The organism is Cellulomonas wangsupingiae (assembly GCF_024508275.1).
GTDB classification, from domain to species: Bacteria; Actinomycetota; Actinomycetes; order Actinomycetales; family Cellulomonadaceae; genus Cellulomonas; species Cellulomonas wangsupingiae.
This window is the reverse complement of the sequence record NZ_CP101989.1, coordinates 1269771-1284359: the sequence shown is the minus strand read 5'-3', so window position 1 is coordinate 1284359 and position 14589 is coordinate 1269771. Positions and strand designations below refer to the sequence as shown.

Annotated in this window: 15 protein-coding genes; 7 read left to right on the top strand and 8 right to left on the bottom strand. The window is 74.2% G+C overall.

Going from position 1 to position 14589, the window contains the following annotated elements; translation table 11 throughout:
* Positions 1-44: 44 nt before the first annotated feature.
* The 3 genes from NP075_RS05970 to ybaK all read left to right on the top strand — a co-directional run bounded on the left by NP075_RS05970 (position 45) and on the right by ybaK (position 4132).
* Positions 45-2639 (top strand): DEAD/DEAH box helicase, encoded by a 2595-nt coding sequence (locus NP075_RS05970; RefSeq protein ID WP_227564563.1) that lies wholly within the window; start codon positions 45-47, stop codon positions 2637-2639.
* Positions 2640-3018: 379 nt separating this feature from the next.
* Entirely contained in the window at positions 3019-3615 is a 597-nt protein-coding gene (locus tag NP075_RS05965) for a VIT1/CCC1 transporter family protein (protein ID WP_227564564.1), read from the top strand.
* A gap of 16 nt (positions 3616-3631) precedes the next feature.
* Complete coding sequence (gene ybaK, locus NP075_RS05960; RefSeq protein ID WP_227564565.1) at positions 3632-4132, top strand: Cys-tRNA(Pro) deacylase; 501 nt, start codon at positions 3632-3634, stop codon at positions 4130-4132.
* 6 nt (positions 4133-4138) lie between these two features.
* Here ybaK and NP075_RS05955 read toward each other — a convergent pair whose 3' ends face one another.
* On the bottom strand, positions 4139-4537 hold the full coding sequence (locus NP075_RS05955) for a YccF domain-containing protein (RefSeq protein WP_227564566.1): 399 nt from the start codon (positions 4535-4537) through the stop codon (positions 4139-4141).
* Positions 4538-4603: 66 nt separating this feature from the next.
* The gene (locus NP075_RS05950) at positions 4604-5155 is read right to left on the bottom strand and encodes a YqgE/AlgH family protein (protein ID WP_227564567.1); all 552 of its coding nucleotides are present in this window, start codon (positions 5153-5155) and stop codon (positions 4604-4606) included.
* Between the two features lie 123 nt (positions 5156-5278).
* Between NP075_RS05950 and NP075_RS05945 the strand changes: the two genes are divergently transcribed.
* From NP075_RS05945 to NP075_RS05935, 3 genes are read left to right on the top strand one after another with little or no spacing between them, the layout of a single operon-like run.
* Positions 5279-6031, top strand: a complete 753-nt coding sequence (locus tag NP075_RS05945; RefSeq protein ID WP_227564568.1) for a YggS family pyridoxal phosphate-dependent enzyme — start codon at positions 5279-5281, stop codon at positions 6029-6031.
* 35 nt (positions 6032-6066) lie between these two features.
* A complete protein-coding gene (locus NP075_RS05940; RefSeq protein WP_227564569.1) occupies positions 6067-6447 on the top strand; it encodes a YidH family protein in 381 nt (126 codons plus the stop codon).
* A complete protein-coding gene (locus NP075_RS05935; protein WP_227564570.1) occupies positions 6444-6788 on the top strand; it encodes a DUF202 domain-containing protein in 345 nt (114 codons plus the stop codon). The genes NP075_RS05940 and NP075_RS05935 overlap by 4 nt, the downstream gene beginning before the upstream one ends.
* Positions 6789-6827: 39 nt before the next feature.
* Here the strand turns inward: NP075_RS05935 and lplAB are convergent, their stop codons facing one another.
* From lplAB to cimA, 3 genes are all read right to left on the bottom strand, one after another.
* On the bottom strand, positions 6828-7904 hold the full coding sequence (gene lplAB / locus NP075_RS05930) for a lipoate-protein ligase LplAB (RefSeq protein ID WP_256791552.1): 1077 nt from the start codon (positions 7902-7904) through the stop codon (positions 6828-6830).
* A gap of 39 nt (positions 7905-7943) precedes the next feature.
* Positions 7944-8843, bottom strand: coding sequence for a hypothetical protein (locus tag NP075_RS05925; protein WP_227564572.1), 900 nt, complete (start codon positions 8841-8843; stop codon positions 7944-7946).
* A gap of 96 nt (positions 8844-8939) precedes the next feature.
* Complete coding sequence (gene cimA, locus NP075_RS05920; RefSeq protein ID WP_227564573.1) at positions 8940-10568, bottom strand: citramalate synthase; 1629 nt, start codon at positions 10566-10568, stop codon at positions 8940-8942.
* A gap of 399 nt (positions 10569-10967) precedes the next feature.
* Here cimA and NP075_RS05915 point away from each other — a divergent pair, with 399 nt between their 5' ends.
* Positions 10968-11540 carry a DUF6069 family protein gene (locus NP075_RS05915; protein WP_227564574.1) on the top strand — a complete coding sequence of 191 codons (573 nt, stop codon included), beginning with the start codon at positions 10968-10970 and terminating at the stop codon, positions 11538-11540.
* Positions 11541-11598: 58 nt separating this feature from the next.
* Here NP075_RS05915 and NP075_RS05910 read toward each other — a convergent pair whose 3' ends face one another.
* The 3 genes from NP075_RS05910 to NP075_RS05900 all read right to left on the bottom strand — a co-directional run bounded on the left by NP075_RS05910 (position 11599) and on the right by NP075_RS05900 (position 14503).
* Positions 11599-12705 carry a branched-chain amino acid aminotransferase gene (locus NP075_RS05910; RefSeq protein WP_227564575.1) on the bottom strand — a complete coding sequence of 369 codons (1107 nt, stop codon included), beginning with the start codon at positions 12703-12705 and terminating at the stop codon, positions 11599-11601.
* A 125-nt stretch (positions 12706-12830) separates the two neighbouring features.
* Positions 12831-13895 (bottom strand): 3-isopropylmalate dehydrogenase, encoded by a 1065-nt coding sequence (locus NP075_RS05905; protein WP_227564576.1) that lies wholly within the window; start codon positions 13893-13895, stop codon positions 12831-12833.
* A gap of 53 nt (positions 13896-13948) precedes the next feature.
* A complete protein-coding gene (locus NP075_RS05900; RefSeq protein ID WP_227564577.1) occupies positions 13949-14503 on the bottom strand; it encodes an ASCH domain-containing protein in 555 nt (184 codons plus the stop codon).
* Between the last annotated feature and the right edge of the window lie 86 nt (positions 14504-14589).

The following is a 14589-nucleotide window of genomic DNA, read 5'->3' as shown; positions in this document are numbered from 1 at the left end:
TCCGGTCGCCTGCCGTCCACTGCCTCGCGTGCGAGGATCGCCCGGTGCCCGACGCCCCCCTGACCGACCGCCTGCCCACCGGTGACGCCGCGCACGACCCGGACGCGCTGTACGAGGCCTTCACGTCCTGGGCGGCGGACCAGGGTCTGACGCTGTACCCCCACCAGGAGGAGGCGCTCCTGGAGCTGGTGAGCGACAACCACGTGATCCTGTCGACGCCGACCGGCTCGGGCAAGTCGCTCGCCGGCGTCGCCGCGCACGCGGTCGCGTTCGCCCAGGGGCGTCGCTCCTACTACACCGCGCCGATCAAGGCGCTGGTCAGCGAGAAGTTCTTCGCGCTGGTGGACGTCTTCGGATCGGCCAACGTCGGGATGATGACGGGCGACTCGGCCATCAACCCCGGCGCCCCGATCGTGTGCTGCACCTCGGAGATCCTCGCGAACCAGGCGCTGCGCGACGGCCCCGACGCCGACGTCGACCTCGTCGTCATGGACGAGTTCCACTACTACGCCGACCCGCAGCGCGGCTGGGCCTGGCAGATCCCCCTGATCGAGCTGACGCGCACCCAGTTCCTCCTGATGTCGGCGACCCTCGGGGACGTCACGTTCTTCGCCGAGGACCTCACGCGCCGCACGAAGCGCGACGTCGCGGTCATCGCGAACGCCGAGCGCCCCGTGCCCCTGACGTTCTCGTACTCGGTCGAGCCGCTGCACGAGCTGCTCGACGAGCTCGTGAGGACTCGGCGCGCACCGGTGTACGTCGTGCACTTCACGCAGAAGGAGGCGGTCGAGCGGGCGCAGTCACTGCTCTCGACGCCGCTGGCGAGCCGCGAGCAGCGCGACGCCATCGCCGCCGAGCTCGGCGGCTTCCGGTTCGGCCCGGGCTTCGGCAAGACCCTGTCGCGCCTGCTGCGCCACGGCGTCGGGGTGCACCACGCGGGCATGCTGCCCAAGTACCGCCGCGTCGTGGAGCGCCTCACGCAGAAGGGCCTGCTGCCGGTCGTGTGCGGGACCGACACGCTCGGCGTGGGCATCAACGTCCCGATCCGCACGGTCGTCCTGACGAGCCTGGTGAAGTACGACGGCGTGCGCATGCGGCACCTGACGGCCCGCGAGTTCCACCAGATCGCCGGGCGTGCCGGGCGCGCCGGGTTCGACACGATGGGCGAGGTCGTCGTCCAGGCGCCCGACCACGTCATCGAGAACCGCAGGGCGCTGGCGAAGGCCGGCGACGACCCGCGCAAGCAGAAGAAGATCGTCCGCAAGCAGGCGCCGTCGGGTCACGTCAACTGGACCGACAAGACGTTCGAGCGCCTGCGCGACGCCCCGCCCGAGCCGCTGACGTCGAGCTTCCAGGTGTCGCACGCGATGGTCCTGCACGTGCTGCAGCGCGGCCGTGACGGGCGCGGCGACCCCGTCGCCGTCATGACGCACCTGCTCACCGACAACCACGAGCCCGAGGGTGCCCGGTCGCGGCACGTGCGGCGGGCCGTGGACGTGTACCGGTCGCTGCGCGCGGGCGGCGTCGTCGAGCGCCCCTGGGTCGACGACCCCGCCGCACCCAAGGGCCGCCGGCGGACCGTGCAGCTCGTGGCCGACCTCCCGTCGACGTTCGCGCTCGACCAGGCCCTGTCGCCGTTCGCCTACGCCGCGCTCGACCTGCTGGACCCCGCGGACCCGGGGTACGCCCACGACGTCGTCTCCGTCATCGAGGCGACCCTCGACGACCCGCGGCAGGTGCTCGCCGCGCAGGAGAACAAGGCGCGCGGCGAGGCCGTCGCGGCCATGAAGGCCGAGGGCCTGGAGTACGACGAGCGCATGGCGCTGCTGGAAGGGGTGACCTACCCCCGCCCGCTGGCCGAGCTGCTCGAGGCCACGTTCGCCACGTACCGGCGCACGAACCCGTGGGTCGCGGACCTCACGCTGTCGCCGAAGTCGGTCGTCCGCGAGATGCACGAGCGCGCCGCCACGTTCGCGGAGTACGTGCAGCTGTACTCGCTGGACCGCACCGAGGGCGTCCTGCTGCGCTACCTCGCCGACGCGTACCGCGCGCTGCGCCGCACCGTCCCGGAGGACCGCCGCACCGAGGAGCTCGAGGAGCTCATCGCATGGCTGGGCGACCTCGTGCGGCGCACCGACTCGAGCCTGCTCGACGAGTGGGAGCGCCTGGCCGACCCGACCGCCGACGTCGAGCCGGACACCGACGGCACCGCAGACGCGCCACCGCCCCCCGTGACCGCGGATCCCCGGGTGTTCCGGGCGCTCGTGCGCGGGGCGATGTTCCGCCGCGTCGAGCTCGCCGCACGTGAGCGGTGGGGCGCGCTGGCCGCGCTGGGTGACGTGGACGGCGAGGGTGAGCCGTGGGACGCCGACCGCTGGGCCGACGCGATCGAGCCGTACTTCGACGTCCACGACGAGATCGGCACCGGCCCCGCCGCCCGCGGCCCGGCGCTCTTCCAGGTCACGCCGGGGACGGCCGCCGACGCGCACGGCCCGGCGGCCGGCACGTGGCACGTCCGCCAGGTCCTCGACGACCCGGCCGGCGACCACGACTGGCGCATCGACGCCCTCGTCGACCTGGCGGCCTCCGACGAGGCCGGCGAGGTCCGCCTCCGCATCCTGACGGTCGGCCCTCTCTGACCCGCCCCCGCCCCGAATCCCTCTCCCACCCCACCCCCCCCCCCCCCCCCCCCCCCCGGCGAGAGTGCAATCCAGTCACCCCCTCCCCCCGCGAGAGTGCAATCCAGTCACCCCAGCGAACTGGATCGCACTCTCACCGCCCAACAGAAGGCGCGCCCGAACTGGATCGCACTCTCACCACCACGCGGGGGGCCCGGACTGGATCGCACTGTCACCACCGCGCGGGGGTGCCCGAACTGGAGTGCACTCTCACCACCACGCGGGGGGCCCGGACTGGATTGCACTGTCACCACCGGAGGGTAGGCAAACCTGTGTCTGCGCAGGTCAGGGCAGGCTTTCCTGCGATGACAGGTGCCGCACCCGTGCCTATCGTGGAGTCATGACCACGACCACGGAGCACCGCCGCCGCCTCGGCGCGCTGCTCCGCGGCAGGCGTCCGGGGGTGTCGAACGCCGGTCTCAACTGGCTGCGCGCCGGCGTCCTGGGAGCGAACGACGGCATCGTGTCGGTCGCGGCCACCGTCGTGGGTGTCGCGGGAGCCGCCGCGTCGACGTCGACGATCGCGCTGGCCGGCGGGGCCGCGCTCGTCGCGGGCGCCCTGTCGATGGCCTCGGGCGAGTACGTGTCGGTCAGCAGCCAGCGCGACGCCGAGCGCGTCGCCGCCGCCGCGGGCAGGCCCGTCGGCGACGCGGGTGAGGAGTTCACCAACCCGTGGCACGCGGCGCTCGCGTCGCTCCTCGCCTTCACCGTGGGCGGCGTCATCCCGCTGCTCGTCGTGCTCGCGCCCTGGTCCGTCACGGCCCGGGTGCCGGTGACGTTCGCCTCGGTCGTGGTCGCGCTCGTCCTGACGGGCTGGGCGTCCTCGCGGTTCACCGGTGCTTCGCCCGGACGCTCGGTGCTGCGCAACGTGCTGGGCGGCTCGCTGGCGATGGCCGTGACGTTCGGCGTGGGCGCCGGCGTCGGCGTCCACCTCTGACGCCTACCCTGGGCAGGTGGCCAGGAAGGACGCACGCCCGGGCGCCGGGACCCCCGCGCTCGTGGCGCTCACGGAGGCCGGTGTCCCGCACACGGCCCGGACCTACGCGCACGACCCCGCGAGCGACCTGGGCTACGGCCTGGAGGCGGCGCACGTGCTGGGCGTGCCGCCCGAGCAGGTCTTCAAGACGCTCGTGGCCGACGTCGACGGCGCGCTGACCGTCGCCGTCGTGCCCGTCACCGGCAGGCTGGACCTCAAGGCGCTCGCCGCGGCGGTCGGGGGCAAGCGCGCCGTCATGGCCGACGCCCACGCCGCCGAGCGCGCCACCGGGTACGTCGTCGGCGGCATCTCGCCTCTCGGTCAGCGCACCCGCCTGCCCACCGTCGTCGACGAGACCGTGTGGTTGTTCGACACCGTCCTGGTCTCCGGCGGCCGACGCGGGCTGGACGTCGAGCTCGCACCGGACGACCTGGTGCGGCTCACCGACGCGGTCGTGGCGGACGTCGCGCGGGACTGACGCCCGTCAGCGCCCGTACGCCGCGAAGGCGCGGTCCGTCGGCACGATCTCCTTGCCCAGGGGCACCAGGGAGACGGGGATGAGCTTGAGGTTCGCGATGCCCATCGGGATGCCGATGATGGAGACGAACAGCGGGATCGCGGTCGCGACGTGCCCGATCGCGAGCCAGATGCCCGCCACCAGCACCCAGATCACGTTGCCGATCGTCGACCACGCGCCCGCGGTCGGCTTGTCGACGACCGTCCGCCCGAACGGCCACAGCACGTAGCTCGCGATCCGGAACGACGCGATGCCGAACGGGATGGTGACGATCAGCACGCAGCAGACGATGCCCGCGGCGACGTAGCCGAGCGCGAGCCACGCACCGGCGAACACGAGCCAGATGACGTTCAGCAAGGTCTTCACGGGTCAACGGTCCCACGGCACCGCGGGCCGGCGACATCCGGGAAGGCCCGGACCCGACCCCGAGAGTCAGTTGAGCGACACGTCGTCCGGGGCCGTCGACAGCAGCGCGAGGTCACCGGGCTGCCGGCGCAGCACCCGGCGCCAGAGGCCCCGGGGGTCGGACGTGAACACGTCACCGGGCTCGTGGTCGACGACGAACCACCCGCCCGTCTCGATCTCCGCGTCGAGCTGGCCCGCGGCCCACCCGGCGTACCCGATGAACACCCGCAGGCCGCGCACGGCGTCGACGACCAGTGCCGGCGGCGCGTCGAGGTCGACCACACCGAGCCGGTCGTCGAGCGGCCGCACCCCCAGGGGCGCGTCCGCGCCCGCGACGTCCGCGAGCGCGAGCGCGGTGTCCCGTGCGACGGGACCGCCCTGGAACAGGCGCCCAGGCGCGCTGAGATGCGCCTGCCACTGCGGCAGCACGGAGGTCGCGTCCAGGTCCAGCGGCCGGTCGAGGACGACGCCGAGCGCGCCCTCGTCGGTGTGCTCGAGCACCAGGACGACGCTGCGCCGGAAGCTGTCGTCCAGCAGCCCGGGCGTCGCGACGAGCAGCTTGCCGGTGCACCCCTCCATGCGGCCAGCATGCGTCCCGTGCCGCCGTGTCCGCCACACGGGCGAGCGGGGCGGCCGGCGTCCGGCCCCCGCGACGCGGTCCGGTGCGTCGACGCGTCACGGGTGCCGGTACGGTCGGTAGTCGTGAGCAGCACGGACGTCGCACAGCGGCTGGAGCAGGTGCACGAGCGCGTCGGGGCGGCGTGCGCCGCGGTCGGGCGCGGCCCGGGCGAGGTCCGCGTCCTGCTCGCGACCAAGACGATGGACGTCGCCGTCGTGCGGGCCGCGCTGCTGGCCGACGCCCGCCTGCGGGCCGCCGGGTCACCGACCGCCCCGGTGCTGCTGGGCGAGAACCGCGTGCAGGAGCTCGTCGCCAAGGCTCCGGACCTGGCGGACCTCTCCCCGACCTGGCACGTGATCGGCCCGCTGCAGTCCAACAAGGTGAACGCCGCCCTGCGGTGGGCAGCGGGTGTGGAGTCCGTCGCCGACCATTCCCTGGCGGTGCGCCTGTCGCAGCGGGTGCGGGACCGGGGCGTCCCGCTCGACGTGTGGGTCCAGGTCAACGTGTCGGGCGAGCCGACCAAGCACGGGGTGCCGCCCGGCGCCGCGGCGGAGCTCGCGACGGACGTCGCCGCCCTGCCGGGCCTGCGCCTCGCCGGCTTCATGACGATCGGCGCCCGCAGCGCCGACGAGCACGTGGTCCGCGCCGGCTTCGCGCGGCTGCGCGCCGTCCGTGACGAGGTGGTGGGCTCGGGGGCGCCCGGGACGCGTGACGCGCGCGGCCTCTCGATGGGCATGAGCTCGGACCTCGAGGCCGCCGTCGCGGAGGGCGCGACGGTCGTGCGCGTCGGGACGGCGGTGTTCGGGGCGCGTCCGGCCCCGGGCGCGGCCGGGTGACGACGCGGGGACCCGGCGGTGGGGAGGATGAGCCCATGAGCCCCGACAGGACCCCGCCCGGCCGCAGGTTCCCGCGGTGGGTGTACGACGTCGGGACCGAGCCCGACGCGCGGTTCTCGCTGGCCAACGAGCGCACGTTCCTCGCGTGGGCGCGCACCGGGCTGGCGCTGCTCGCCGGCGGCGTGGCGCTCGAGGCCCTCGCCCTGCCCGTCGAGCCCGGCCTGCGGCTCGCCGCGGCGGTGGTGCTCGTCGTCCTCGGCACCCTGGCACCGGCGGTCGCCTGGTGGGGGTGGGTCAGCACCGAGCGGGCGATGCGCCGCGGCGACCCGTTGCCCGCCCCGGTCGGCTTCGTCCTCCTCGTCGCCGGCGTCGGGGTCGCCGGCGTGCTGGTCCTCGTCGGACTGCTGCGCGCATGACCGCGCCGGCGGGTCTCGCCGCCGAGCGCACCGCGCTCGCGTGGCGGCGCACCGCGCTCGGGCTGGTGGCGGGCTCGGTGGCCGCCGGGCGGCTGCTGGCTGAGACGTGGGGGGCGTCCGCGTGGGCGGTGACGGCGGCGGGCACGACGCTCGCCGTCGTCCTCCTGCGCGCCGCACGACGCCGTCGCACGGGCGTGCACGGGCGCGCGGCGGCGACCCTCGACGCCGCCGAGGGGACCGTGCGCCGCGACCCGGGCGGTCGGCTGGTCGCCGCGTGCGCCGCAGCGCTCCTGCTGCTCGGGTGCTGCGCGCTGGTCGTCGTGGTCACCTGGCCGCGCTGACGCGCAGGCGCTCCCGTGACGCGCGACCGACGGCGCAGGTCAGGGGACGCGCGCGGTCCACGCCGGGTCGGTGAACTTGGTGGCCACGAGCTCACGCGCGCGCTGGAGCTCGTCCGGACGCAGCTCGTCGTCGACCGTCCGGTACCGCGACCGGAAGTGCGCGACGAACGCCTCGATGACCTGCTCGCGGGGCAGGTGGGTCTGCGAGCGGACGGGGTCCACCCGCTTGTTCGCCGAGCGGGTCCCCTTGTCGGAGAGCTTCTCGCGCCCGACCCGCAGGACCTCGAGCATCTTGTCGGCGTCGATGTCGTAGGCCATCGTCACGTGGTGCAGGACGGCACCGCCGGCGAGGCGCTTCTGGGCGGAGCCGGCGAGCTTGCCCGCGGCTGACGAGATGTCGTTCAGCCCCGTCGTGGTCGCGGTGACGCCGACGTCGGCGAGGGCGCCGAGCACCCACTGGTTGAGGAACGCGTACGAGTCCTCGAACGACATCCCGTCGACCAGCGACCCGGGCACCACCAGCGAGAACGTGATGCAGTTGCCCGCCTCCATGAACATCGCCCCGCCGCCGGAGATGCGCCGCACGACCGTCACGCCGTGCCGCTCGGCGGCCTCGAGGTCCACCTCGTTGCGCAGCGACTGGAACGAGCCGATGACGACGGCCGGCTCCTCCCACTCCCAGAAGCGCAGCGTCGGGCCCCGCCGGCCCGCGTCGAGCTCCTCGGTGAGCACCTGGTCGAGCGCGGTGTGCATGGCCGGCGGCATCGGCCCCGGGTGGAGCAGCGCGAACTCGTGGTCCGTCCACGCGGTCGACAGGCCCAGGGCGCGCCGCACGGCGAGCGCGACCGCCCGGGTGTCGAAGCCCACCATGGCGACGGGCCCGCCGATCCGGCCCTGGTCGAGCGCGAGCCGCAGCGCGTCGTCGAGGACGTGGACGAGCTGGGCGACGCCGGCGTCGGCCGGCACGCCGTCGAGCGCGGACGACAGCACGCCGAGCGCGTCGTCGGGCTCGAGGAAGAAGTCGCCGGACAGGCTCACGTCCCGCAGGAGCCCGTCGTCGACCTCGAGGTCGACGACGACGAGCTTGCCCCCGGGAACCTTGTACTCACCGTGCACGCGTCCAGCCTAGGTGCGCTGCGGCGGCGTCCGCGCCGCTCAGGTCAGGGCGCGCACCGCGGCGAGGGCCCGCTCCTCGACCATGACGGTGAGGTCCTCGGGCTGGCCGACGACGGCGCGCGCGGCCTCCCGGTCGCCGGCCGTCAGCGCGGTCGCCGTCCACGTGAGGATCGCGTTGCCGACCAGCACGTGCCCGGTCGTCTGCTGCGTCGTGTCCCCCGCGGTCTGCGCCGTGACGTCCTGCACGATCGCCGGGAACACGCTCTGCCCCTCGAGCGCCGGTTCGGCGGTCCACGTCGTCCCGTCGCCCGCGGCGTCGACCAGCGCGTAGCGGGGGCACTCGTCGACGACCGTCACGAGCGCGCGGAACGCCTCCCGCGCGGTCTGCGCGTCCGGCAGCAGGACGACGTCCTGCTGGAACCGCAGCTCGTCGTTCGCCCAGGACGTCGCGTCGTAGACCGAGGGCGGCGCCTCGAGCACCGTCACGGCTGCCGTGCAGGACGAGGGGTCGACGCTCGTCCCGGCCGGCAGCCCCCACGCGCTCGTGCCGGGCTCCACGGACCGGGTCACGCCGGCGCCCGCCGGGACGTCGTTCTCGAGGTCCGTCGCGGTGACGAACAGGGACGGAGCCGTCGCGGCGTCGAAGACGGCGCCGGCCCCCGGGGCGGGCGCGGCCGTGCTGCTCGCCGACGGGTCGGCGCTCGGCTCGGTCTCCGGCGTGGGCGCGTCCGGCACGACGCTCGGCGTGGGCACGGGCACGGGCTCGTCGCCCGCCCACGGCTGCGTGACGAGGAGCACGACGACCGCGACCACGACGACCACGAGCAGCCACCACCCACCACGCGCACCGCGTCGGCGCAGGTCAGGGAAGTCGTCTCCCGCGTCGTCCGTCTCGGGCGTCCCGGGGGCGCGGGAGGGCTGGGGGGCGGTGCCGGACACGCAGTGGCTCCCTTCCTCGCATGGCCTCGATGCCACCACCGAAGGCTAGGCCGTGCGCGCACCCCCTGCGCGACGACCCGCTCGACGCGCCGCGGCTCAGCGCGGCGGTACACCCCGGTGGCGCAGCCCCCAGATCGCGGAGTCCGTGAGCGCCTCCCACGACGCCTCGATGACGTTGGGCCCGACGCCGACCGTGCTCCACGACGTCTGCCCGTCCGTCGTCTCGATCAGCACGCGCGTGACCGCGTCGGTGCCGTGCATCTGGTCGAGGATGCGGACCTTGAAGTCGATGAGCTCGAACTCCTCGAGCTCGGGGTAGACGCGCGCGAGCGCGAGGCGCAGGGCGTGGTCGAGCGCGTTGACCGGTCCGTTGCCCTCGCCTGTCCGCACGATGCGCTCGCCACCCGCGTGGAGCTTGACGGTCGCCTCCGCGGTGGCCGCGGCTCCGCGTGACCCGTTGCGCTCGACGATCGCCCGCCAGGACTCCACGCGGAAGTACGCGGGCCGCGCGCCGTCCAGCTCCTCCACCAGCAGCAGCTCGAAGGACGCGTCGGCCGCCTCGTACGTGTAGCCGTTCGCCTCGGCGTCCTTGACCCGGTGGGTGACGCGCGAGAGCACGTCCGGGTGCTCGGCGAGGTCGATGCCGAGCTGGCGCCCCTTGAGCTCGATCGACGCGCGGCCCGCCATGTCCGAGACGAGCATGCGCATGTCGTTGCCGACGAGCGCCGGGTCGGTGTGCTGGTACATGTCGGGATCGACCTTGATGGCCGACGCGTGGATGCCGGCCTTGTGCGCGAAGGCGCTCGCCCCCACGTACGGCTGCCGCGCGAACGGCGAGATGTTCGTGATCTCGCTGATCGCGTGCGCGATGCGCGTGAGCTCGGTGAGCCCTCCGGTCGCATCGGCGTCGCGGGCGAGCACCCGCCGGCCCAGCTTGAGCTCGAGGTTCGCGACGACGGACAGCAGGTCGGCGTTCCCGGTGCGCTCGCCGTACCCGTTGACCGTGCCCTGCACGTGCGCGCACCCCGCGTCGACGGCCGCGAGCGTGTTCGCGACCGCGCAGCCGGAGTCGTTGTGCGCGTGGATGCCGAGCAGCGCGCCGGGGCCGACGGCGGCGCGGACGTCCTGGACGATCCGGCGCACCTCGTCGGGCAGCATGCCGCCGTTCGTGTCGCACAGCGCGACGACCTCGGCCCCCGCCCCGAACGCCTCGCTCACGGCCCGGCGGGCGAAGTCCGCGTCGTACCGGTGGCCGTCGAAGAAGTGCTCCGCGTCCACGAACACCCGGCGCCCCTCGCGCACGAGGAAGGCCACGGTGTCGGCGATCATCGCGAGGCCCTCGTCCGGCGTCGTCCGCAACGCGCGCTCGACGTGCCGCACGTCGCTCTTGGCGACGAGCGTGACGACCGGGGCCTCGGAGTCGAGCAGCGCGCGCACCTGCGGGTCGTCGTTCGCCCGGACGCCCACCTTGCGGGTCGCGCCGAACGCAGCGAGCTCGGCGTGCCGCAGGTCCAGCTCCTTGGCGGCGCGCTTGAAGAACTCGGTGTCCTTGGGCACGGCGCCCGGCCAGCCGCCCTCGATGAACCCGACACCGAGCTCGTCCAGCATCGGGGCGATCGTCAGCTTGTCGGCGACCGACAGGTTGATGCCCTCCTGCTGGGCGCCGTCGCGCAACGTGGTGTCGTAGACGTGGAACGTCGACGAGGTCGGCGTGGGCTCGGTCATGAAGGCTCCTCGGGCGGTGCTGGCGTGCGTCGGCGGGGCGGGATGGGCTGCGACCGGCGGGGGTGGTGCCGGTACCTCGTCGACGTGTCGCACAGGCGGGGGTGGTGCCTGCTGGACAGCCGGACCAACAAAAAGACCCCCCGGGATACGGGAGGTCTGCGCGTCGGCTGGTGGGCCGACGCGCTACGCGATGATGAGAGTGAAGCGGGTCACAGACGCGATGGTGGCACAGGACGGCCGCACAGGGCACCCCGTCCATCATGCGGACGGGTGGTTCGCACCGCAGCGGGAGCGACGAACCGGGACACAACGGTGCCGAACGGGCGGCCAGTGGCTAGCGTGTGCTGCGACGTCGCGCGTCCGCGCGTCCCGACGTCCCGTGCGAGACAGGAGCCGACGATGTCGATCCCCACCTCCGGCAGGCCCGACGACGAGCCGACCCGCAGGTACTCGGCGGTGCCGCCCGCCGCGCCCGCGACGCCCGTGACGCCCGCCGCACCCGCGACCCCCGCCTCCCCCGCACCACCCGGCGTCGCGCGCCGGGCCGAGACGCGCCTGACGGTCGAGACGGGCAGGTTCTGGGCGGGCGTCGCGGCGACCGCCCTGGTGGCCGCGCTCGTGGGCGTCGTCGGCGTGATCGTCCTGGAGCAGATCCTGCGCATCGACCTGGTGTTCCGCGACCCGTTCGGCGCCGGCTCGGCCATGGGCGCCTACATCCTCGGCGGGGTCCTCAGCGCCGTCGCGGCGGGCGCGCTGCTGCAGCTTCTGGTCGTGACGACGCCGCGCCCCCGCGCGTTCTTCGGCTGGATCATCGGCCTGGCCACGGTCGTGGCCACGCTCCTGCCGCTGACGTGGACCGACGACGTCGCCTCGGCGGTCGCCTCGGGCGTCGTCAACCTGCTCATCGGCGTCGCCGTGTGGTCCCTGCTGACCGGCGTGCTCGGCTGGACGGTGCGCCGCGTGAGCGCCTGACGGGCCGTGACGAGGGGCGTGCACCCGGTGCGCACGCCCCTCGTCCACGTCCGGTCGGTCAGACGAGCCGGTGCATCCACCCGTGCCGGTCCGCGGCCCGCCCGTACTGGATGTCGGTGAGCTGGGCGCGGATGCGCGTCGTCACCGGGCCGGCGGTGCCGTCACCGACGACGAGGTCGAAGTCGTCGCTCGCGAGCCGTCCGATGGGCGTCATCACCGCGGCCGTGCCGCAGGCGAACACCTCCGTGACGCTGCCGTCCGCGAGGCCCCGGCGCAGGTCCTCGAGCAGCAGAGGGCGCTCCGCGACCTCGTGCCCGCCCTCGGCGAGCAGCGTGAGGATCGACGAGCGCGTGACGCCCTCGAGGATCGTCCCCGACAGGGCCGGGGTGACGACCGAGCCGTCGGCCATGACCACGACGACGTTCATGCCGCCGAGCTCCTCGAGCTGGGTGTTCGTGCGGTCGTCGAGGAAGCAGACCTGCTCGAAGCCCTTGGCGTACGCCTCCTGCTGCGGGAGCAGGCTCGCGGCGTAGTTGCCACCGCACTTCGCTGCGCCGGTGCCGCCGGCGCCGGCGCGGTGGTAGTCCTGCGACACCCAGATCGACACCGGCTTCACGCCGCCCGCGAAGTACGGGCCCACGGGCGAGGCGATGACGAGGAACTCCGCCTCGAGCGACGGCCGCACGCCGAGGAAGCGCTCGGAGGCGTACATGAACGGGCGCAGGTACAGGCTCGTCTCCTCCCCCGACGGCACCCACTCGCGGTCGACGGCGACCAGCGCTCGGATGGCCCCGAGGAAGTCGGCCTCGGGCAGCTCGGGCAGGGCCAGACGACGGGCCGAGCGGGCGAACCGGGCGGCGTTCGCGTCGGGGCGGAACGTCCACACGCTGTCGTCGGGGTGCCGGTACGCCTTGAGGCCCTCGAAGACCTCCTGCCCGTAGTGCAGGACGGCGGTCGCGGGGTCGAGCAGCAGCGGACCGTACTTCTCGACCCGGCGTCCGGTCCAGCCGGTGGCGTGCGTCCAGGAGACGCGCGCCATGTGGTCGGTGAAGACCGTCCCGAACTGCGGGGACGCCAGCGCGGCCGCCCGCTCGGCGTCCGCCACCGGGGTGTCGGTGAGGTGGATCTGGAACGTGTCGGACGAGGGGGTCGTCAGGGTGCTCATGGGGGGCCTTTCACCAGGGTCGACGTCGACGGTACCGGTGCGGACGGCCGGGGGGACAGACGGTGCAGGCACGTGCCTGCGGACCGACGGACGCGTCGTGCGCGCGGCGGGCTCGACCCCGAGGGTCAGCCGGCGACGCGGGCGGCGAGGTCCTTGCCCACCTCGGTCGTCGACCGTACTCGCTCCGCCGCGCCGCGCTCGGCGAGGTCGGCCGCGACGGCCGCCTCGACGCGGCGCGCGGCGTCGGGCAGCCCGACGTGGTCGAGCAGCATCGCGACCGACAGCACCGTGGCGGTGGGGTCGGCCTTGCCCTGGCCGGCGATGTCCGGCGCCGAGCCGTGCACGGGCTCGAACATGCTCGGGGCGGTGCGGTCGGGGTTGATGTTGGCCGACGCCGCGAGTCCGATCCCGCCGGTGATCGCAGCGGCCAGGTCGGTGAGGATGTCACCGAACAGGTTGTCCGTGACGATGACGTCGAAGCGCGCGGGGTTCGTCACGAGGAAGATCGTCGCGGCGTCCACGTGCAGGTAGTCCACGGTCACGTCGGGGAACTCCGCGTTGACGGCCTCGACGGTGCGACGCCACAGGTGCCCGGCGTGGACCAGCACGTTGTGCTTGTGCACGAGCGTGAGCTTCTTGCGCGGGCGGGCGGCGGCGCGGGCGAACGCGTCGCGGACGACCCGCTCGACACCGAACGCGGTGTTCACGCTGACCTCGTTCGCCACCTCGTGCGGGGTGCCGACGCGGATCGCGCCGCCGTTGCCCACGTACGGCCCCTCGGTCCCCTCGCGCACGACGACGAAGTCCACGTCCCCCGGCGCCGCCAGCGGGCTGGTCACGCCGGCGAAGAGCTTGCCGGGGCGCAGGTTGACGTAGTGGTCGAGCGCGAACCGCAGCTTGAGCAGCAGGCCCCGCTCGAGGACGCCCGAGGGCACCGAGGGGTCGCCGATCGCACCCAGCAGGATCGCGTCGTGCGTGCGGATCGCGGCGAGGTCCGCGTCGGTCAGCGTCTCGCCCGTGGCGTGCCACCGCCGCGCACCGAGGTCGAAGTCGGTGGTGCGCACCGAGGTGCCGGTGCCGTGCAGCGCCTGCTCGAGCACGAGGAGGCCCTGCTCGACGACCTCCGTCCCGATGCCGTCGCCGGCCACGACGGCCAGGTTCAGGGAGGAGGGCGGGGTCGTGTCAGCCATGGGGCCAGCGTAACCCCGCGTCCACCCCTCGGGATGACCGTCTCATCCGTCGGTCAGTCGACCGGGGGCGTCGGACCGTCCGTCGGGTAGACCAGCTCGAACCGCTCGGTCACCACGTCCATGGTCGGCGAGAAGCCGGCGTCGCCCAGCAGCCGCCGCCAGTACACCTCGTGCTGGTGCCGCCAGGACTCCAGCGACAGGTCGTCCTCGCCCTCCGCGGCGGCGTGCTCGGCACCGACCTGGTCGAACGGCACCACGGCGACCTCCGTCGTGCGCAGCAGCGCTCGCGGGTCGCCCGCGGAGTCCAGCACGATCGAGACGTCACCGACGCGCGGCAGCGGCTCGTCGGTCGCCTGGAACTCCGCCAGCGCCGTGGACGTCCCCGTCTTGCGCCCCTGCAGCACCAGGTCCAGCAGCTCGTCCGCGAGCCGCGCGTCGTCACCGAACGACCACGCGGGCGGCGCCACGGCGCCGTCGACCGACTCGCCCATGACCGTGTCGAGCTTGCCCCAGCCGAGGTGGCCGCGTGCCGCGTCCCAGAAGTCGGCGATCCGCGTGTCCTGCGTCCCCGCCTCGGCCCGTGCCGTCGGCTGCTGCTGCTCGGTCATCGTCCACCCCTCGTCGTCGTCGCGGTCCGCACCGGACCTCGCGCCGTGATCCTCCCGTGCGCGACGCCGTCGCGCACCCCGACCCC